The 21056-nt window shown below is 46.6% G+C and carries 22 protein-coding genes; 4 read left to right on the plus strand and 18 right to left on the minus strand.

Annotated features, from left to right (window positions below):
- The coding region (locus NXS09_RS09595; protein WP_259292304.1) for a hypothetical protein at positions 1–212 on the plus strand (212 nt) is incomplete at its 5' end.
- Between the two features lie 45 nt (positions 213–257).
- Here the strand turns inward: NXS09_RS09595 and dksA are convergent.
- The 4 genes from dksA to NXS09_RS09615 form a co-directional block, all read right to left on the minus strand.
- Positions 258–674: an RNA polymerase-binding protein DksA gene (gene dksA, locus NXS09_RS09600; RefSeq protein ID WP_259292305.1), complete on the minus strand. Its 417-nt coding sequence runs from the start codon at positions 672–674 to the stop codon at positions 258–260.
- A 210-nt stretch (positions 675–884) separates the two neighbouring features.
- Positions 885–1442, minus strand: a complete 558-nt coding sequence (locus tag NXS09_RS09605) for a YggT family protein (RefSeq protein WP_259292306.1) — start codon at positions 1440–1442, stop codon at positions 885–887.
- A complete protein-coding gene (proC, locus tag NXS09_RS09610; protein WP_259292307.1) occupies positions 1439–2239 on the minus strand; it encodes a pyrroline-5-carboxylate reductase in 801 nt (266 codons plus the stop codon). Before proC ends, NXS09_RS09605 begins: the two co-directional genes overlap by 4 nt.
- Positions 2240–2500: 261 nt before the next feature.
- Positions 2501–3676: a phosphoglycerate kinase gene (locus tag NXS09_RS09615; RefSeq protein ID WP_259292308.1), complete on the minus strand. Its 1176-nt coding sequence runs from the start codon at positions 3674–3676 to the stop codon at positions 2501–2503.
- Between the two features lie 356 nt (positions 3677–4032).
- Here NXS09_RS09615 and NXS09_RS09620 point away from each other — a divergent pair, with 356 nt between their 5' ends.
- A complete protein-coding gene (locus NXS09_RS09620; protein ID WP_259292309.1) occupies positions 4033–5067 on the plus strand; it encodes an amidohydrolase family protein in 1035 nt (344 codons plus the stop codon).
- Positions 5068–5164: 97 nt separating this feature from the next.
- Here the strand turns inward: NXS09_RS09620 and NXS09_RS09625 are convergent, their stop codons facing one another.
- Positions 5165–6496 carry a pentapeptide repeat-containing protein gene (locus NXS09_RS09625; protein ID WP_259292310.1) on the minus strand — a complete coding sequence of 444 codons (1332 nt, stop codon included), beginning with the start codon at positions 6494–6496 and terminating at the stop codon, positions 5165–5167.
- A gap of 84 nt (positions 6497–6580) precedes the next feature.
- A complete protein-coding gene (locus NXS09_RS09630) occupies positions 6581–8779 on the minus strand; it encodes a UvrD-helicase domain-containing protein (RefSeq protein WP_259292311.1) in 2199 nt (732 codons plus the stop codon).
- Between the two features lie 382 nt (positions 8780–9161).
- Between NXS09_RS09630 and NXS09_RS09635 the strand changes: the two genes are divergently transcribed.
- Both NXS09_RS09635 and NXS09_RS09640 read left to right on the plus strand, forming a co-directional pair.
- Positions 9162–9710: a porin family protein gene (locus NXS09_RS09635; RefSeq protein WP_259292312.1), complete on the plus strand. Its 549-nt coding sequence runs from the start codon at positions 9162–9164 to the stop codon at positions 9708–9710.
- A 551-nt stretch (positions 9711–10261) separates the two neighbouring features.
- Positions 10262–10993, plus strand: a complete 732-nt coding sequence (locus tag NXS09_RS09640; protein WP_259292313.1) for a LytR/AlgR family response regulator transcription factor — start codon at positions 10262–10264, stop codon at positions 10991–10993.
- Positions 10994–11069: 76 nt separating this feature from the next.
- Here NXS09_RS09640 and NXS09_RS09645 read toward each other — a convergent pair whose 3' ends face one another.
- The 12 genes from NXS09_RS09645 to NXS09_RS09700 all read right to left on the minus strand — a co-directional run bounded on the left by NXS09_RS09645 (position 11070) and on the right by NXS09_RS09700 (position 20917).
- Positions 11070–11558, minus strand: coding sequence for a TlpA disulfide reductase family protein (locus tag NXS09_RS09645; RefSeq protein WP_259292314.1), 489 nt, complete (start codon positions 11556–11558; stop codon positions 11070–11072).
- Complete coding sequence (locus NXS09_RS09650) at positions 11555–11947, minus strand: acyl-CoA thioesterase (protein ID WP_259292315.1); 393 nt, start codon at positions 11945–11947, stop codon at positions 11555–11557. The genes NXS09_RS09645 and NXS09_RS09650 overlap by 4 nt, the downstream gene beginning before the upstream one ends.
- A gap of 3 nt (positions 11948–11950) precedes the next feature.
- On the minus strand, positions 11951–12310 hold the full coding sequence (locus tag NXS09_RS09655) for a VacJ (protein ID WP_259292316.1): 360 nt from the start codon (positions 12308–12310) through the stop codon (positions 11951–11953).
- Between the two features lie 127 nt (positions 12311–12437).
- A complete protein-coding gene (rlmH, locus tag NXS09_RS09660) occupies positions 12438–12908 on the minus strand; it encodes a 23S rRNA (pseudouridine(1915)-N(3))-methyltransferase RlmH (protein ID WP_259292317.1) in 471 nt (156 codons plus the stop codon).
- Positions 12909–13014: 106 nt separating this feature from the next.
- On the minus strand, positions 13015–13233 hold the full coding sequence (locus NXS09_RS09665; RefSeq protein WP_151049326.1) for a SlyX family protein: 219 nt from the start codon (positions 13231–13233) through the stop codon (positions 13015–13017).
- A gap of 1 nt (position 13234) precedes the next feature.
- A complete protein-coding gene (locus NXS09_RS09670; RefSeq protein WP_259292318.1) occupies positions 13235–14581 on the minus strand; it encodes a Na+/H+ antiporter family protein in 1347 nt (448 codons plus the stop codon).
- Positions 14582–14887: 306 nt separating this feature from the next.
- Positions 14888–16231, minus strand: a complete 1344-nt coding sequence (locus NXS09_RS09675; protein WP_434803021.1) for a M16 family metallopeptidase — start codon at positions 16229–16231, stop codon at positions 14888–14890.
- Positions 16232–16659: 428 nt separating this feature from the next.
- A complete protein-coding gene (gene rplS, locus NXS09_RS09680; protein ID WP_259292319.1) occupies positions 16660–17025 on the minus strand; it encodes a 50S ribosomal protein L19 in 366 nt (121 codons plus the stop codon).
- A 13-nt stretch (positions 17026–17038) separates the two neighbouring features.
- Positions 17039–17788: a tRNA (guanosine(37)-N1)-methyltransferase TrmD gene (gene trmD, locus NXS09_RS09685; protein ID WP_259292320.1), complete on the minus strand. Its 750-nt coding sequence runs from the start codon at positions 17786–17788 to the stop codon at positions 17039–17041.
- Entirely contained in the window at positions 17788–18297 is a 510-nt protein-coding gene (gene rimM / locus NXS09_RS09690) for a ribosome maturation factor RimM (RefSeq protein WP_259292321.1), read from the minus strand. Before rimM ends, trmD begins: the two co-directional genes overlap by 1 nt.
- Before the next feature lie 26 nt (positions 18298–18323).
- The gene (rpsP, locus tag NXS09_RS09695) at positions 18324–18572 is read right to left on the minus strand and encodes a 30S ribosomal protein S16 (RefSeq protein ID WP_151049336.1); all 249 of its coding nucleotides are present in this window, start codon (positions 18570–18572) and stop codon (positions 18324–18326) included.
- A gap of 56 nt (positions 18573–18628) precedes the next feature.
- A complete protein-coding gene (locus NXS09_RS09700; protein WP_259292322.1) occupies positions 18629–20917 on the minus strand; it encodes a GNAT family N-acetyltransferase in 2289 nt (762 codons plus the stop codon).
- Between the last annotated feature and the right edge of the window lie 139 nt (positions 20918–21056).

A 21056-nucleotide genomic window follows, 5' to 3' on the forward strand; every position in this document is an offset into this window, starting at 1 on the left:
TTCCCGCTACCGTCCCGGCAGCGAAGAAACCGAACTATACCGACTCAAAAACATCCAGTCAATACCCGATAACTCAAAAATATCCAACATATCATCACTACTTTGTTTATCTTGAGAATTTTTTGAAGGAAGTTTTACAACCGGCTGTGAATCAAAATAAACATCCGACAAAAATGCCTTTTTATCACATTGTCTGCACAACCAAACGGTGATAAAAAGGCATTTTTATTTTAAAGCAAAAATTAAATACGCTTTAATTAATCTGCAAATTGTTTTTTAAGCTGTTCGCGACGCTCTTGTGCTTCTACCGACAGTGTAGCGGTTGGACGGGCCAATAATCGTTTCAGACCAATCGGCTCTCCGGTATCTTGGCAGAAACCATATTCGCCTTCGTCAATTCTGCGGATAGATGCTTGAATTTTGCTCAAAAGTTTACGTTCGCGATCACGGGTACGCAACTCTAAGGCGTATTCTTCTTCCTGAGTAGCACGATCGGCAGGGTCAGGAGCAGACTCATGCTCTTTCAGATGGCCGGTTGTCGTTGTGGCATTATCGATTAATTCATCTTGCAGCTTAATCAACAGCTCACGAAAAAATTCTAATTGGTCTGGGTTCATGTAGTCCTCTTCAGGACCATTCCAATTGAGGATATCTTGTTCTGTCAGCTTTGCCATGATGATTCCTTCTTTTCCCTATTGCCATGAGTAACTTTTTAAGCCAATCATCGCTACTGTTAGTTTGTTATTGATTCTTCGATAAATTAACTCGCCGTTAGGCGGATGGCATCATAACATAATTTTATTTATGCACCTTATATTTCCTACCCCGCAAATTATGGTTTTATTTGCGGACAGGTAACATGGCAGAGTTAACTTCTTGATAAATCAATTCAACAACCATAAATTTAGTTTGCTTGTTAACTGTGGCAGGATTGCACTCAACCAAAACCACAACACAACCACCAAAACGCTTCCTGAAAAATCGTAGCGTCCGAATTTTAAAAAGACAAATGGTTTTGATAATGGTTCAAATATTCTATGCAAAGATACTTGTAAAGAAGCGTATGGTTTTTGAAAACTCATCACCATTCTTAATACCAATCCCAGTAATAAAACATAAGCAACTGCTTTTAAAACACTTAAAACAGTGAAAAACATATTGGCGGCAATAATTTTGATGCTGAAACCGCCCGGTAAGGCAATCAGCGATATCAAGGTGAACGCCAGATAGTAGATTAAAATCGAAGCCAATACGCAAGCAGTATCCCAACGACCGATCGGCGGTGTCACTTTGCGCAACGGCTGAACCAACCAATCGGTGGTATGGGCGCAAAATTGTGCGAGCGGGTGCTTATATTCCAATTGCGCCCATTGCAGCAAACAACGCGCCAAACAAACAATAGAGAGGCCGTCTGAAAACAGAATCAATAATTTTGCGATCATTTACCTGCCTCGAATTGTTGTGCAATTTCTTTTGAACGGGCGACACATGCATCTACACCGGCACCAATCGCTTGGGCGACTTCCCGTTCTTTAAAAGTTTCAAGAGCGGCAAAGGTGGTGCCGCCTTTGGATGTTACATTTTGTTGCAATACGCCAAACGCTTCCCCGCTTTGCCCAGCCAAACCGACGGCTCCTTTAAAGGTGGCTAAACTGAGCTGCCGCGCGGTTTCATTATCAAAGCCTTGTGCCACTGCCGCTTCTTGCAACGCATTCATGAGATAAAACACATAAGCGGGGCCGCTGCCGGTAATTCCGGTAATCGCGTGTATTTGCGCTTCATCGGCCAGCCAAACCACCTGCCCTATTGCCGACATCACCGTCTCTGCCGCTTGTTTATCGGCATCGCTTACGCCATCTGCGGCAAATAAGCCCGACACGCCTAACCCAACCCGTCCGGGCGTGTTCGGCATGGTTCTAATAATACGGCGCGTACCATTCAAATAACTGCTCAGGGTATTCACACTTAAGCCCGCTGCTACCGACAACACCAGCGCACCATTGGTTTCCACACCTTCACACGCCGACTGCATATCTTGCGGTTTCACCGCCAGCACCAAAATATCATCGGCATTTAATGCGGGTAATCTTTCCGACACGGCCACGCCTAAGGTTTTCGCCAAACGTTCACGTTTTTCCGCGCCACGGTTGGCAATATGAATCTGATAACCGCCTTGTCGCACTAAGCCGCTGGCAATGGCTTCGGCCATGTTGCCGCCGCCCAAAAAATAAATAGTCATATTTAACTTCTAAGCCTTTTCAATAATTGAATTGCTACCACACAAACCGCCTATTCGCCTGCTTCTGCCTGCTTTAAAAAAGTAGCCACAATGCAGCCAGTGTAAAGATAATCACACTATATCTTACCCGATTATGTCAAACACTGTTTTAACAACATGATTGAGTTTTTTTAATATTCAATCAACCTCAATAATCAAACAGGCCGTCTGAAACGGTTTCAGACGGCCTTAGCTATTTATATTTATTAAGATACTCGATACTTACGCACGTTGTTCCAATACAGCCACGGCGGGCAGTGTTTTGCCCTCTAAAAACTCTAAGAATGCGCCGCCGCCGGTAGAAATATAGCTGATTTTTTCGGTAACGCCGAATTTGGCAATCGCTGCCAAAGTATCGCCGCCACCCGCAATCGAAAATGCTTTGCTTTCGGCAATTGCTTTAGCCAATACTTCGGTGCCGCCGGCAAACGCATCAAACTCAAACACCCCGACCGGGCCGTTCCAAACAATGGTGCCGGCAGCATTCAGCGCTTCTGCCAATACGGCAGCAGACTTCGGCCCGATATCCAGAATCATATCGTCTTCGGCCACTTCATCAATTGATTTAACGGTTGCTTCGGCATCGGCGGCAAACGTTTTCGCCACCACCACATCGCTCGGCAACGGCACGACGCCGCCTTTGGCCGCCATTTTTTCCATAATCTTTTTAGACTCACCCACCAAATCATGCTCGGCCAATGATTTACCGATAGACTTTCCTTGTGCCAATAAGAAAGTATTGGCAATGCCGCCGCCGACAATCAGTTGATCAACTTTATCGGTCAAGCTTTCGAGAATGGTTAATTTGGTAGAAACCTTGCTGCCGGCCACAATCGCTACTAACGGGCGGGCAGGGTTTTTCAGGGCTTTGCCCAAAGCATCCAATTCATCCGCCAACAATACGCCGGCACAAGCTACCGGAGCGAAACGTGCCACCGCTTCGGTAGAAGCCTGTGCACGGTGCGCCGTACCGAAGGCATCGTTCACAAACACATCGCACAAAGCCGCATAAGCCTGACCCAGCTCGGTATCGTTTTTCTTTTCACCTTTATTAATGCGCACGTTTTGCAGCATCGCCACTTCGCCGGCCGCTAAAACAGGTTTGTTTTCACGCCAGTCGTTCAATACTTTTACTTCCTTGCCCAATAAGCTGCCCAAATGCGCTGCGACAGGGGCGACATCGTCTTCAGAGTGAAACTCGCCCTCGGTCGGCCGACCCAAATGCGACATCACAATCACAGACGCACCGTTATCCAAGCAATACCGAATCGAAGCCAAAGATGCGCGGATACGGGTATCGTTGCTGATTTTTCCGTCTTTAAAAGGCACATTCATATCGGAGCGGATTAATACGGTTTTGCCTTGTACGTTTTGTTCGGTTAATTTCAAAAATGCCATAGCGGTGTTCCTTCTTGGAAGTCAATTTTAAAAGTTAATGAAACGAATCAGCCGCATTATGAGGGATACGGCTAACGCGGTAAAGGCACAATAGACAAAGGTATGTTTAAAATTATTAAAGGCCGTCTGAAAACCATTCAGACGGCCTTTGTTGTTTAATAATATCCATAACCTTAATCCGTACCCCATCACAAAAACAATATGAAACCGTATTCAATCTATACAGTTTCCATACGCATTTTAAATTTCGTTAATTTATTACACATTGGCATTTCTTGAGAGTATGATAGTTCCACTAGATAATTATTTTTGCTTTGTCATCTAGTCTTTTCAACTCATATGATAAGGAGTTAATCATGGAAGGTAAAATTGCCCTTGAAGAGCACTTCTCAACCGAATTAAATAATAAATATTGGGATGCCAAAGGCGAAGAAGATCGCAACGGCGTAGAGTATTCAAAAGATGTTAAACGCAAATTGAGCGACCCCGATCTTTGTGTGGCCGAAATGGATCGTGCCGGTATCGAGGTTTGTATTATGTCTTTAACTTCTCCCGGTGTTCAATCCATTGAAGACCCCGAAGAAGCCGTTGAATTGGCACGTTCTGCCAACGATTATGCCCATTCGTTTATTCAAAAACATCCTACCCGCCTGACTTCTTTTGCTTCCGTGGCTTTACAAAACCCCGAGGCTGCCGCCGACGAGTTGGAACGCGCCGTGACCAAACTGGGCTTAAAAGGCGTATTGATTAACGGCTACACCAACGTAGGCCCTAACGAACAAGTTCAATACTTAGACGAAGCACCTTTAGATGTATTCTGGGAACGCATGGTGAAATTGAATGTGCCTATGTATCTGCACCCGCGCGAACCGCTGCCGAGCCAACGCCGTTCTATTCAAGGCTATCCCGAATTAGTGGGCTCCGCTTGGGGCTTTGGTTATGAAACAGCCAGCCATGCCGTGAGATTGATGTTGAGCGGTTTATTCGACCGTTATCCTACCCTGCAAGTGATCTTAGGCCACTTAGGTGAAGGCCTGCCCTACATGCTGCCCCGCCTGCAACACCGATTGGATATGCAACGCTTTGGTGCCAAAGGTTCTAAAGCCAAACACCGCACCGGCTACTATTTGGCCAACAACTTCCACTTAACCACCAGTGGCCACTTCCACTCCAAACCTTTATTGGAAGCCATTGAACAAGTGGGCATTGAACGCGTGATGTTCTCTACCGACTATCCTTACGAACACATGGACGCCGGTTCACGTTGGTTTGACGATCTCTTAATGGACAACCAATCTAAATTGCGCATTGGCCGTGAAAACGCTAACAAACTGTTCTCTTTAAATTTGCCACCATTATCTGAAAGCTCTGCCGCTACTTTTGCTTCTTAAGAAAAGTATTCGCGATAATGCATAGTTAAATGATTAGGCCGTCTGAAACGTTTTCAGACGGCCTCTTTATAATATAAAGATAATATAAAGCCTTTAATTAGCTGCTCTTATAACCGTTCTTACTAGCCCAATCAATAATTTTTTCTACTAATCGTAAAACGCCGCTTGAACCCAAATCATCCTGACTGCGTTTGTCTTCGCTTTGAGCATCGGCTTGATACTGAAAAGGCTGCATAGACAGCAAGCGGTCGCGGATTTGGGTAAAGGTTTCCTGCACATATTCGGCAGATTTTTCCGGATTACCCAATCCTGCGGCGGCGTGTTGTGATGCTTTCAATAAACCGCTGTATAACTCGATTTGGTGTTTCATGGCTGAAAAATAGCGCACTTCATTAAGCAGGGCTTTTTGATGGCGCAATAGTGTGGTAGCAATCAGAATTAAAGTAATGACGGGGAAAGTGTAGAAAATAATATGCCAGTTGTTTTTAGGAAATAAATCATATCCCCACAGAAACAAAGGGATAATTATTAATAACATTAACGATATGATTAAAATTAGTGCGCCCAACAAACCAGCCAACTCCGCATATTCTTGATTATGTTTAATCTGAATATCTGTATTTTTTAAAGAATTTTCTAAAGATTTTTTGGCTTTTTTAATATCCTTACTCAGTTCTTGAGATTTCAAATCATCAATTTGCTTTTTTAAACTTTCCAATTCCTTTTCTTGCTTTTGTTTTTTATCTTGTACTTGCTCAATTTGAGTTTGTAATTCTTTCACTTGTTCCGCATTATTACCAGCTTGTTCCAATCGTTTCTTTAATTGATCAATTTCTTGTTCTTTCTTTCGGATACCGGTTTCTAAAGATATTGTATTGCGGCTAGGAATATTAACTCCTATTGCGCCTTCGAGATTTGCTCCTTCAAGCTTTGCTCCTTCAAGCTTTGCTCCCTTAAGCTTTGCTCCCCAAAGGGTTGTTCCCCAAAAGCTTGCACCCTCAAGGTTTGCTCCCTCAAGATTTGCTCCTCTAAGGATTGCCCCCTCAAGATTTGCTTCCTTAAGGTTTGCTTCCTTAAGGTTTGCTTCCCAAAGGGTGGCTCCCTCAAGGTTTGCTCTCTCAAGGTTTGCTCCCTCAAGATTTGCTCCTCTAAGGTTTACCCCTCTAAGGATTGCTACCTCAAGATTTGCTTCCTTAAGGTTTGCTCTGAAAAGGTTTGCTTCCTCAAGATTTGCTTCCTTAAGGTTTGCTTTGAAAAGGTTTGCTTTGAAAAGGTATGCTCTTCTAAGGATTGCATCTTCAAGGTTTACTTCCTCAAGGTTTGCTTTCTCAAGGTTTGCCCTTTTGCCTTTCTCTCCATCATTTTCCAACCATAATGTATGCTTTTCAAGAATCTGCTTTAATTCTTCCCTTGTTATTTTTCGTTCCATTTCATTCCCTTAAATCTATTCTCTAGCCACTCAAAATATTGCCGCTTATTGTATAAAAATCGTTGGCATCTCATCAAAATCTTTTCAGACGGCCTTTAATTTCGCAAACTTGGTATCCAACTCTTTCACCCCCTGTTTGCCGAAGTTCACCGTGAGCCGTGCCGATTCGCCTTTATTGACGGCATCAATAATGACACCGGTGCCGAATTTGGCATGGCGTACGTTTTGGCCGATACGGAAACCGGCATATTCCTGCGGCAAGCTGTAGTTTTCGACCACGCGGTTTTTCACTTTGGGCGCGTCGGTAAAGCTGTTAAAACGTTGGGCGGCGGATGATAAGCGGTGAACAACGGCTTCGGGGATTTCTTCGACAAAGCGCGAAACAATGCCGAAATGGGTTTGGCCGTGCAGCAGGCGTTGTTGTGCCATGCTGATATACAGGCGTTTGCGGGCGCGGGTGATGGCGACATACATCAGGCGGCGCTCTTCTTCTAGGCCGCCGCGTTCGGCAAGGCTGTATTCGCTGGGGAAAAGCCCTTCTTCCATGCCGCTGAGAAAAACAATATCAAATTCCAGCCCTTTGGCGGCGTGTACGGTCATTAGCTGTATGGCCTGCTCACCCTGCCCGGCCTGATTTTCACCCGATTCCAATGCGGCATTGCTGAGAAAGGCGAGAATGGGGAACAGCGGATTATCGGCGGCGTTCTCGGGCAGAATTTCAAAATTGCTTTCAGACGGCTTAAAGGCTACAGCGGCATTGACCAATTCGTCGAGGTTGTCGAGCCTATCTTGATGGTCGCCTTTTTGGTTTTGGTAATAGTCTATCAGGCCGCTGTCGCGGGTGATGCCGACCATCATCTCTTGCAGAGAAACATTCGGCGCTTGTTCACGCAGGCTGTCAATCAGGCGGACAAAGGCGGCGACTTTGGCGGCTTTCGCGCCCATACCGCAGGCAGCCTGCCATAGGGAAATGCCTTGTTCGGCGGCAGCGGCTTGAATATTTTCAATGGTGCGGGCGCCGATACCGCGCGGGGGCATATTAATCACGCGCAAAAGGGCGTTGTCGTCATCGGGGTTGACCGACAGCCGCAAATAAGCCAGCGCATGTTTGATTTCCTGCCGCTCATAAAAGCGCAAGCCGCCGTAGATTTTATAGGGTACGCCGGCATGAAACAGGGCTTGCTCGAGAATGCGCGATTGGGCATTGCTGCGGTAGAGCACGGCCATTTGGTCGAGCGGCCAACCTTCGCGGCGTAGGTTTTGCGCTTCTTCGATAATAAAACGGGCTTCGTCGGTATCGACCGAAGCGGCATAAAAGCGGATTTTTTCACCCTCGGCGGCATCGGTGCGCAGGTTTTTGCCCAAGCGTTCGGCATTGTTTTCAATCACGGCATTGGCGGCGGTGAGAATATTGCCGTCCGAACGGTAGTTTTGTTCGAGTTTAATGGGTGCTTCGATATGAAATTCACGCATTAAAGCAGTCATATTGCCGACATGCGCGCCGCGAAAGCGGTAGATGGATTGGTCGTCGTCGCCCACGGCAAATACGGCGGTATGCTCGCCTGCCATCAGCTTGAGCCATGCGTATTGCAGTTTGTTGGTATCTTGAAATTCATCAACCAAAATATGGTTAAAGCGGTTTTGATAGTGTTGGCGCAGGGTTTCGTCGGCCTGCATGATTTCATAGCTGCGCAACATCAGTTCGGCAAAATCTACGACTCCTTCGCGCAAACAGACTTTATCGTATTCGGCATAGCATTCAATCATGCGCTGGGTGTGCGGATCGGGCGCCTGCAAAATGGAAGCGCGCAAACCGCTTTCTTTTTGGGCGTTAATAAAGCCTTGTAGCGAACGCGGGGCGATGATTTCTTCGGCAATATTGAGCTGTTTGAGCAGGCGTTTAATCAGGGCGAGCTGGTCGCTGCTGTCGAGAATCTGAAAGGTGGCGGGCAGGCCGGCGTTTTTATGGTGTAGGCGTAAAAAACGGTGGCATAAGCCGTGAAAAGTGCCCAACCACATGGCGCGCACATTAACCGGCAGCATGGCGCTCAGGCGGGTTTGCATTTCTTTGGCGGCTTTATTGGTAAAGGTTACCGCCATAATGCTATGCACACTGGCCTGCCCGCTTTGCAACAACCAAGCGATGCGGGTGGTGAGCACACGGGTTTTGCCGCTGCCCGCTCCGGCAAGCACCAATGCGGATTGGGGCGGCCAAGTAACGGCGGAAAGCTGTTCGGCATTCAAGCCTTGTAAAAGAGTGGTGGCGGTTGGGTCGGAAAACATAGTGATAAGGCCGTCTGAAAAAAAGATACGGTATTGTAATGGATAAGGCCGTCTGAAAGGCTATTGACTGCCCGATAAACGGGAAAAACCTGCTTGCGGCAATGTAAAAACCATTTGCTCTTATATGATTCGGACGGCCCTTTAAAAACAATCATCTTAATGACTTTTTCTTTTAGCAGCCCGATGGTTATCCAACTCTAATCAATGCATCAGCCGATAAACCACTTGATATTACAAATGTTAAGCATGCGCGAAATCATGTAATCACTGCAACGCGGCAGGCATAACGGGGTCTTATTATTACCACTGGATTACCGTTGGTGTTCAATCATATTAAAACCACACCACACTATAATAAACCTATTCTGATAGGAGCTTCGCTATGAAAAAAATATTATTGGCTGTTTTGATTGCCGGTTCGGCAGCAGCAGTTTCTGCACAATCTATGTCAAGTTTTACCGGCACCGGCGTTGAAGTCGGTGTAGGCGTGAGCAAAACCGATTTTAAACACAGCAATCTGGATGAAAAAAACCGAGCGGATTTTGCTATCCGCGGCAGTCAGAATGTGGAATTGGGCAACAACTGGATAGGCGGCGGTGAGATTGCCTTAAAACCGGTACACCGCACCGTAGGTACTGCCGGCCCAATCAAAATCAAACAAAAATATGACGTAGGGCTTTCTTATGTGCACGGCTACCGCTTTCCGCAAGATTTGATGGCATACGGTAAATTAGGCTATCACTACGGCAGATTCGACGGTACAAGTAATGGCAGCCGCGGCATGCACGGCTTTGGTTACGGCTTGGGTATGAAATACGCAGTGGCTCCCAATGTGGAAGCCGGCGTAGAATGGGAACAAACGCGCTATAAACGCCATCATGACAAAGCGACCAATAATTCCTATATGGCTACCGTAGGCTATCGCTTCTAACTGTTTACGACGACATATATTAACCTTTTCATTGCAACAAACCGGCATAAATATAATATTAGATAATATTATAATAATGTCGGTTTTTTTTATTTCATTATTCACTTTACCCAATATTCAAATCCTTCTATCTTATGCCTATCTGCTTATCTAAAATAACTTGATTTTACGCTCCGTTAGCATATCCGTTGTATTCCGATTACACAAAACACCATAAAGATTATCTTTTTATGCTTATGGTTTATCATTATTTTTTGAAATTTTCTGCTATATATTTTTATAATTTGAAATTTTTAATAAATTAAACTAAAATTAAAAATAGATAGTTATAATTTATTTCATTAGTCATAATAATTGTCGGCAAATATATTGATTGCTACTTCTGTTTTTTATTAATTAATATTGATATAAGTTATTGTTCGGGATAGTATGTATACTCTAACCTGCCTATAATCAGGCAGTTTTGCCGTGCGCTATGCTGTCACAAGCGACTTTCTCGGTTATTTAAAGTTGAATGACCTGTTTATAAACAACCGACAGACTGAAAAGATATGCTGAGTGCTATTATTGTTGAAGATGAAGTTCTTGCCGCAGAGCGCCTAAGGGTGCTGCTGGAAGAATGTAATGTCGTACTACTGAAAATTTTTCACCACGCCCAACCGGCTTTGGATTGGTTGAGCGTTCATGAAACCGATATTGTTTTTGCCGATATAGGACTGCCCGAAATCACCGGCCTCGAGCTGGTCGAACGTATTAAACGCGTCGCCAAAAAACAGCCCGACGTTATCTTTACGACAGCATATGAAGAACATGCCTTGCGGGCGTTTGAATTGGCTGCTGCCGATTATCTGCTTAAACCGATTAAGGTTTCGCGTTTACAGACGGCCTTAGAACGCCTGAATGAAAAACACCGCGAAAAAGCCGATGATTTTACCCACTTCAAAGTGTTTAACCGCAACCGTATGGTTGAAATCCCTTGGCAGCAGGTTCGTTATCTCATGGCCGAACACAAAACGGTATTTCTGTTTACCGGCGACGGCCAAAGCTACGAACTGCCCAAAACGCTGGTTTATTGGGAAGAATTGTTGGGCGATAAAATTATCCGTATCCACCGTAATGCCTTGGTGTTCCGCCATACTCTAGACTGCCTAATCCGCTTGGATTCGGGCGATGAAGACGACAGCAACGCCACATGGGGCGCGCGTGTTTTAGACATTGAAAAACCATTGGCGGTGAGCCGCCGCCAATTGGCCGCTATCCGTAAAATTCTGCGCGAAGGCTGATTCTGCAATTATCTGATAAAGATATAAACCAAGGCCGTCTGAAAAAATATTCAGACGGCCTTGGTTTATATGGTTTTTATTTGGCTAGTTCCTGATCAATGGCTTTATAGAGTTCGCCAAAATCCGGCTCGCCGACAAAGGTTTTTAATAACTCGCCTTTTTTATTGATAAAGAACGAAGTCGGGGCGACTTGTACGCCGAAATCTTTACCCGTTTTGCCATCGGCGTCATACATCACGGTAAACGGCAGTTTGCGGTCGGCCGCATAATTGCGCACACTTTCAATCGGATCATATGGCAAAGAAATGGCAATCACTTGGAAGTCTTTACCCTCATAATCGTGGGCGGTTTTAATAATCTTGGGCATCTCGCTAACGCAACCGGGGCAGGACGGATACCAGAAGTTAATCAGGGTGACTTTGCCCTGTAAATTATCATTGTTCACAACTTGACCGTTTAAATCAGGCAATGAAAAGGCTTGGGCGGGTTCGTTTTTCGGCCAAAGCACCAAACCAAGTAAAACGGCGACAACAAGGGCGGCGGCAATAGTCAGAAGTTTTTTCATGATGATCTATATTGGTTAAGGAAATGATAAAGTTCGGGCGGTAAATCCGTTGTCCGGCCGCTTTCGCTGCTCACGGGCACCAATGTAATGTCGGCTTCGGCCATGGTTTTACCGGTATCGCTGCGGCTGATGGTTTGCGTTAACACCACTTCACGGCGCTCCACCGAGCGGATATGCGTATCGATACGCAATATCTGGTTTTCTTGTGCCGCCCGTTTATAACGGATATCAATCCGCGAAACCACCATCATCAAACCTGTCAGATGATTCAGCAGGTCATGCTGCTCGAAAAAAGCCCAGCGCGCCTCTTCGAGAAACTCAAGATAGCGGGCATTATTCACATGGCCGTAACCATCGATATGGTAGCTTCTTACGCGGATTTCCGTCATAGTTTAATTTAAAGTAATGGGTTGGAAAATCTCTCGGCCGAGCGGCTCTTGTTCCAAATCGGTTACAACGGTGGAAAGCTGCACATCAAACCATTCTTGGAAAATATCGGCATCTAAATCGGGCCATTGGCTTTCGTCTTCACACCAATCGGCAAGTTCGGCCGCGAAAATCTGCTCGAAACGGGTTTCGATTTCGTCCCACACTTCATCCGCTGTTTCACAAGGACGTATCAGATAAGAATTGGCATCGGCCTGTAAATCTTCGAGGGTAATATCCAGCGGGGTTTCAGGTAGAGATTGCAGCCAATTCCAAAACGGCTCCAACGGGATCAGTAAAAACACACTACGGTTCACTTCATACATAGCTATACTCCGGCGACAGGTAGGGAAATTATAACAAATATGTGTGAAAATCCATACGGTAGCATTGCTAAAACTAAAGCTCAAGGCCGTCTGAAAAGTTTCAACCGGTCTTGATCAATAAGCGCAATCATTCACGATGATAAGGATGATTATTTAAAATGGAAACGGCGCGATAAAGCTGTTCGGTGAGCAAAACGCGTACCATGCCGTGCGGCAACGTTAAGCTGGATAAACGTATGCTTAGGCGCGCCTGTTGTTTGAGATGGTCGGTCATGCCGTCGGCACCGCCAATCACAAAACAGATGTGTTCGCCGTTTTGCTGCCAGTTTTTCAAATAACCGGCCAATTCTACCGAGGTCGGCGCTTTGCCCCGTTCATCGAGCACCACTAAAAATGCACCCTGCGGTATGGCTTCGAGAATGCGCTTTTCTTCCGCCGCCATGCCTTGGGCGGCATTCACACCCGCTCCGCGCTTTTCCGGCTTGATTTCTTTTAAGGTGTAATGGATATCGCGTCCAAAACGCTTGGCGTATTCACCAACGGCTTCGTCTACCCAACGCGGCATTTTGGTGCCGACGGCTAAAACGGTTATATTCATTTGCGCTGTAAAATTCTTGAATATTGAAAAAATATATATTCAGGCCGTCTGAAAACGGATTCAGACGGCCTGATATCTGAGTTAAACTGAAAATGGTGTTTGCCGTTTAATAATGCGGCGGTATTTCATCCATCAAACTATACGGTTCGTCTGCATCGCCCGGGCTTTTTTCCTGCATGCGTTGATACAGCAATCGCAATTGGGCTTGTTGTAAATCCAATGTTTGCTGCATCTTCACAATGGTATCGTTCAACGTGGCCAGCAAATCTTCCTGCAAGGCCGTCTGAATTTCCAATTCGGTTACACGGGCTTCTAAGTCGTCCATATTACAATACCATTGCGGCAACCCAACCGGATATCATCAGCGGCAGATTGTAATGCAGGAATGTGGGGATGACCGTGTCGCGTATGTGGTCGTGTTGTCCGTCCATGTTCAAACCGGAGGTCGGGCCGAGTGTGGAATCGGAAGCGGGGGAACCTGCGTCACCCAATGCACCGGCCGTACCGATAATGGCCAAAGTTGCCATCGGTGAAAAGCCCATGCTGATACACAAAGGCACATAAATCGACGCAATAATCGGCAAAGTGGAAAACGAGCTGCCGATACCCATGGTTACCAACAATCCGACCACCAACATCACAACAGCCGCCATGCCTTTATTGCCGGCAAACATATCGGCTGAAGCCTGAACCAACGGTTCGATCTGTCCGGTCGCTTTCATCACTTCGGCAAAGCCTTGCGCGGCAATCATAATAAAGCCGATCATCGCCATCATTTTAACGCCGCTATTGAATACGGAATCCGCCTCACCCCAACGCACAACCCCTGCCGCCATAAAGACGGCAAAGCCAATCATCGCACCCAGTAATAAAGAATCTGCCCAAAGTTGCACAACAAAAGAAATCACAATCGCCAACAATGCCACCATGCTGCGATAAAGCGACATTTTCGGCTGGCTTGAAGCCTGATGATTGGCTTCGACATCGGCGGTTGTGTTCTGATAGATACGCGGTTTGCGGTAGCTGATAAAAATGGCAATCAACAAACCGGCAACCATACCCAAAGCAGGAATCGTCATCGCTTGGACAACATTGATATTACCCACATCCAAACCTGCTTTATCAATATTGGCGACCAAGATTTGTTTTAAAAAGATTTCACCGAATCCCACCGGCAACCACATATAAGTGGTGACCAAACCGAAAGTCATCACACAAGCCAACAAACGGCGGTCGATTTGCATACGGTTAAATACCAATAACAGCGGCGGAATAATCAGCGGAATAAAGGCGATATGAATGGGAATCAGGTTTTGGCTCATCACACTCATGGCCAGCAGCGCCAACAACAAACCCCATTTGATGGTATTCACACTACCAGGCACGCTATCGCGCACATGATTATTGTCTAAACGACGGATAACCGCATTGGCCAACATTTGCGGCAAACCGGAATGGGCAATGGCCACCGCAAACGCACCCAACATGGCATAAGAAAGAGCGATCTGCGCCCCGTTTGCCAGGCCTGTTTGAAACACTTCCATGGTTTTGGGCAAGCCCAAGCCACCCGCCAATCCGCCGGCCAATGCACCTAGCAAAAGGCTCAGCACCACATGCACCCGCGCCAGCGATAAAATCAGCATCACGGCAACGGCAATTACAACGGCATTCATATTTCTTCCCTTAGTATTCAGAATATAAAAGCCGTTTCATATTATTTCGTTTGAAACGGCATCAAGACAATATTTTTCTAATCCCTCAACTACCCATGAATCAGAAACACTATCGGGCCCGAAGGCCAAACTAATACAACCCTATCACGGCATATATACATATGCCGCGTACACAATGACCACGACACTGTCGCGCCGGCTTACAACGGCCGAATAACGTACGAATGAGATTTTACATCTGCCGGGTTTGGTTTACAAATCAAAGCAATCGGCCGCTTAAAATTAAAAAACGACAACAATATCTTTTTATTGCCCTTTTTTAGCAGGCAGCACTTCTTTGCCCGCACCCACAACAACGGTATGAATACCATTCATTTTCACACGGCGCTGCCATGCGGATTTGATGTCTTCTACGGTCACCGCCTGTACGGCTTTCGGATAAGCTTCAAGATAATTATTCGGTAAATCATGGAAACCGATGAGGTTGAGATAGCCCAAAAGCTTGGCATTGGTATCAAACCGTAGCGGAAAGCTGCCGATAATATTGGCTTTGGCTTGTTGCAATTCTTCTTGGGTCGGGCCGTTGGCAATAAAATCAGCCAATACTTTACGCGCGGCTTCCAATGCCGGAGCGGTATTGTTTTTTTGAGTTGCCAACCCAATGGTTAGCGGACCGGCTTCGGTAGCAGGGGAAAGGCTGCTATGTGCGCCGTAGGTATAACCGTATCGATCTCGCAATACTTTCATCAAGCGGCTGTCGAACCCACCACCGCCGAGAATATAGTTGCCGACCACCAAAGCATAATAATCGGGATCATGGCGTTTAATCAGCGGCATACCCATCATAATTTGCGCCTGCTCACCTGCAAAATCAATATTTTTCTGTTCCGCCGGACGGAAAGACACGGCGGGAATATTGCCTTTAACCACGCTTTTTTCGGGTAATCCCTCTAATACTTGTTTCACCAATGCTTCCGTTTCTTGGCGGTTAATATCGCCGACAACCGACACAATGGCATTATCTTTAGCATAACGGCTGAGATAAAACGCATGGATATCTTCTAAATTAACAAGACGGGTATTTTCCACACTTGCTTCGGCAATCCGGCCGTAAGGGTGGCCGTTGTAATTCAATCGGGTTAACTCACGTCCGGCAATAAAATTGGGATCGGTTTCCTGCTGTTGTAATCCGGTGATGGTTTGTTTGCGGATACGCTCGAAAACGGCATTATCAAAACTGGGCTGCGCTAATGCTTGATTCACCAAGTTAATGGCCGGTTGAAGAGTGGCTTTTTCGCTCAAGCTACGGAAAGTGATACCGGCGCCCTCTTCGCCGCTTGAACTATTAATCTCTGCTGCCAAATCGTTAATTTTATCTTGAAAAGCTTCTTCGCTCAGTTCGCGGGTACCGCCGGTTAATAAGGCAGCGGTAAACTCGGCAACTTCATTTTTCCCTTTCGGATTAAACGCACTACCCGCCCCTTTAAAACTGATTTGTACATCAACAATCGGATTCTCATGCCGCTCAACCAACAAAACCTGCGTACCTTCCGGCGTACGCCAACGCTGTATATTAACCATTGCCTGAACGGAAAGCGGCAAAAACATGAGGGAAAGAAATAGTTTGGCGTACATAAAATCAGCTTTCATGGTGATAACAGGCCGTCTGAAAATCGTTTGCTATATCAATATAATCCAACGATAACAACTGCTTTTTCTATCTATTTTTAATAGATGAACACCCTATCGGCAAGCGGTTCAGAAACTTTCAGACGGCCTGAAAGAACAATTTAAAGTTTTGTATATTATAACGAAGAAAACGCTTTATGAAAGTAAACATTAAACTGAAAATAATAGGATTGGAACGGCGGTTTATTGCAAAATCTCTTGAGAAATCTCATTCGACATAATGAAAACCATATAAAAACAAGTTTCAATGTCGTCTTTAGTAATTGATAAATAAACAAAACAGCCGAAACCCTAAATATAGGCTTCGGCTGTTTGATAACTTGATTTCATCAGAACTGAAAACTTTTTTGCTTATTTCAAAATAGTTCAATCCGATGTTTAATAAGAAATTAACCTTTGCGTGCCGGCAATTTTTCTTTAATACGGGCAGCTTTACCGGTTAAGCCGCGCAAGTAGTACAGTTTGGCGCGACGCACGTCACCACGGCGTTTCACTTCGATTTTCACAACATTGGGTGAATACAGTTGGAAAGTACGTTCCACACCTTCACCGCTTGAAATTTTGCGTACGATAAAGTTGCTGTTCAAACCACGGTTACGGCGAGCAATCACCACACCTTCGTAGGCTTGCAAACGGGTACGGTTACCCTCTGTTACACGCACGGATACGACAACGGTATCACCCGGTGCAAAAGGAGGAACTTCTTTGTTTAAGCGGGCAATTTCTTCCTGCTCTAATTGTTGGATCAAATTCATTGTATTTTCCTAATTATGATTGGCTGTCCTGTTGCTCTTGTTTGATTTCTGCCAAGAGGCGGGACTCCTTTGGGATTAAAATGCGCTTTTCCAGTAAATCCGGTCTGCGCTGTAATGTGCGCCGCAGCGATTCTTTCAACCGCCACATTGCAATCAGGCCGTGATTGCCCGAACGTAATACTTCGGGAACCGTCATGCCTTGAAACTCTACCGGCCTGGTGTAATGCGGGCAATCTAGCAAGCCGTCTGAAAACGAATCCTGTTCGGCCGACCGGTTATCACCCAACACGCCCGGTATCAATCTTAGCACGGCATCTGCCAGCATCATGGCAGGTAATTCCCCACCCGATACGACAAAATCGCCGATACTGATTTCTTCATCAACACTACCGAGCAAAAGCCGTTCGTCTATGCCTTCATAACGACCGCATAGCAAAATCAGATTATCCAATTTTGCCAATTCTTCTGCTTTGGCATGCGTGAGCGGCGCACCCTGAGGGCTGAGATACACCACGCGGCTGCTGCCGGAGCCGTTTGCTTTTGCTTCTTCGATGGCGGCCTGCAAAGGCGGTGCCATCATAATCATACCCGGCCCGCCGCCAAAAGGCCTGTCGTCGATATAACCGAGTTTGTTATCGGCAAAGCGGCGCGGATTAATGGCTTGAAACTGCCAAAGTCCCTGCTTTAAAGCCCGTCCGGTCACGCCGTATCCGGTTATGCTGTCAAACATTTCCGGAAACAGGGTAATGGCTTGAATCAACATTAGTAATCCAAACCCCAGTCGGCAGTAATGGTTTTATTTTCGGTATCTACGTTGCCGATATATTGCGATACGAACGGAATCAGTTTCCGACCATATTCGCCGCTTATCATTAAGACATCATGCGCGCCGGTTTCCATCAGGTTATCCACCTTACCCAACACAATGCCTTCGGTATTCACCACCGTCATCCCTACTAAATCCGCCCAATAATATTCGCCTTCTTCGGTCGGGGCAAAATCTTCGCGGTTGACTTCGATGGTATGACCGCGCAATGCAAACGCTGCTTCGCGGTCGTCTATTCCTACCAGTTTTACCTGCAATTCGCCATTGACGACTTTGCCGGTTTCAACCTTAACCGACAAGCGTTGGCCGTCTTTACTCAGCTGCCATTCCGGATAGTCCAGCAGGCTGTCGCTGTATTCGGTATTGGCGGCCACTTTCAGCCAACCTTTAACGCCGAATACGCCTTTAATGTAGCCCATGGCTACGTTTTGCCGGTTATCGGTCATAACAGTATGTTCCGACGATAGATGAATTAAGCGGCTGCTTTTTGTGCTTTAACCAATTTGGCAACGGCTTCGCTTACTTGTGCACCTTGGCCGACCCAGTGGTTCAGGCGGTCTGCGTTCAAGCGAACGCGTTCTTGTTTTTCGTTAGCAACGGGGTTGTAGAAACCTACGCGCTCAATAAAACGGCCGTCGCGACGGTTGCGTGAATCGGCAACCACGATATTGAAAAACGGACGGTGTTTTGAGCCGCTGCGGGCTAAACGGATAACTACCATGAAAAATTCCTTTTATAAAAGTCGGATGTATAGAAAACCGCTAATTTTAGAATAGATTACAATTTGAACGCAAGTATTTGTTGTTTTAAATTTTGCGTTATGTTGTTTACCGGCTTTTCTTCGCCTTCAACCAAACTCAAAACGGCTTCGAGTAAATCTTTATCGTGCGGCGACGGCGTTAGGGTAAACCCTAGTTTTTCCGCCAATTTCTGCATGGCTTGGTTCTGCTTCAGGATTTCCGCACTCATGACTGAATAGCCCTGCTGTTTGGCCAACTCGATAATCTGCTGCATGAGATGAACCGCCAAACCCTGCCCCTGCGCCGCTTCCGCCACACTGATACCGAATTCGCACCAGCCCTTTTCTTCCGTGCCGCTGAATCGGGCAACACCCAACCAAGTGCCGTCTTCAACGGCTTCGGCAACAATGGCCGCTTCGGCAGCATAGTCGAGATTACAAGCTTGGGCGAGCATGGTCGGGCTGAGTTCGTTAAGGTGCGTCATATAGCGGGTATAGCGGTTTTCTGGCGACAGGTTGCGTACAAAATCCTGTTTGGCTTCGGCATCTTCGGGTAATAGCGGCCGGAGGCGGACTTTTTGACCGTTTTTTAAGGTGAACGTGTGTGTTACGGCAACGGGATATGCTGCCAACACCGTTTCACTGTCGTCTAAACTATCTGTTTCTTCTTCTATTTCGCATTCCGTATGCGTTTTGCCGTCGGGATACACTTCCATCTGTATCGAGCGGATTTCCGGCACCTGCCCGACAACCACATTTAAACTGTATAGCCATTGGTAAACCGTTTTATGATGGCGTTTTAATTCGACCTTATCAACCAGCTGTTCGGCATCAAGCGTTGTAAACGGCGGCAGAACGGCCACGGTTTTGCCACTCGAACAGGCAAACACCACCGCGCCATAATACGGATGCCGTCTGAAAATCAATCGGGCGCACAATGGTTGTACTTCAGTATGGTTTTCAGGCAGATACAATGTTTTCAGCAATTGCGGCAAATCCTCTGCGGCCTGTTTGATCTCTTTAACGGACGGGCTTTCCACATAAGACGGCCACGGCTTCGCCACCTGCTGCCGAAGCTGTTTCAATTCCTTGTATTTTTTTTGAAAACCAAATGCCGATAATGCCTGATCGGTGTCTTTAAATTGCATCAGGCCGTCTGAAAGCGGGCTGCTAACCAGCAACGGCTTCTCAGATTGTTTTTGTATATCCGCCAATAAGCGGATAATATCGGCGGCTTTATCGGCTGCGGGGGAAACCACTGTCAATAACGCTTCGGTTTGATGATGATGCAGGCTGTTTTCCACACATTCGCGGAAACGCAGGGGCGACGGATTGCTGCCGATATAGCCTTCGGTATTTTCAGGCGGCCTTTGCGTTTCATCGGGCAGCTGCAAGGCAATATCCGATTCCTCGGCCTGCGTTTTCAGACGGCCGCAAGGGATATTGGCGACAACTTTCAATGTGCCGGCAGCTTGTTTTTTTGCGGCGGCCACATGCACGGCGGCTAAAAATTCTTCGCGGGAAAATGCCACCACGCAGCCGCTATAACGCGACAATGCCTGCAACACCGCCCGCTCTTCCGCATCGGCATAACCGCTGACCGAAAGAATCACCGGCTTACGGCGCACCACTTTGCGCACAACACTAAACAGGCGGCGCAAATTTTCATTCGGATTGTATTCCGCCACGATTAAGCTCGTGCCCGCATCCCTGCCCAACATTTCGATAATATCGGCCGAAACGGTTGGGCTTAGAGCATATTTCAAACCCACATGGCAAGAAACACCCAACCCCGCCTGCCGCAAACACGCCAGCATATCCACGCTTTCGGCGGCATGGCCGCTAATCAGCCCCACCGTGCCGACCGGCATATCCGGATAAACCCCTGCATTCAGGCGTATGGCGGGAATCTGAACCGAAGCGGCATGGCAAACCACAATCCGTATATCGGTTTTCCTGTTTTTCTTAAATACCGCCTGCGCCTGTTTATATTCATCGTTGGAAAGATTGTCCCAATCTTGGGCAAAAACCACATAACCGATATTCTGTTTTATACACGACCGCAACACACTCTCATAGCTTTCCGGCTGGGTTAACACCAAAACCGCATCGGCAGCTTCCGGCACACGGCCGACATTGCTATAAGCCCTCATTCCCCCTACCGTTTTGTGCCGCAGGTTCACCAGTGTGATTTTTCCGGTAAACGGGGCCGCCAGCAGATGGGTAAGCACCCGCTCGCCGACACTGTTGGGGCGTTCGCTGGCACCGACCACAATCACATGATGGAAAGGCGGCAGGGGCTGTGGCTGCTGATACAGACGGTTCATAACAGGGTTCCTTCCGATAACGGTTCGGCCGCATAAACAAGCGGACAACAAGGCGGCTTTATTATTATCACGGCATACAAAATACAGGCTCGGTGAAATAGTAACATAGAATCACTCTGCCTGAATGGCCAATAGCGCA

The sequence above is a fragment of the Neisseria montereyensis genome (assembly GCF_024834045.1).
In the GTDB taxonomy this organism is placed as follows: domain Bacteria; phylum Pseudomonadota; class Gammaproteobacteria; order Burkholderiales; family Neisseriaceae; genus Neisseria; species Neisseria montereyensis.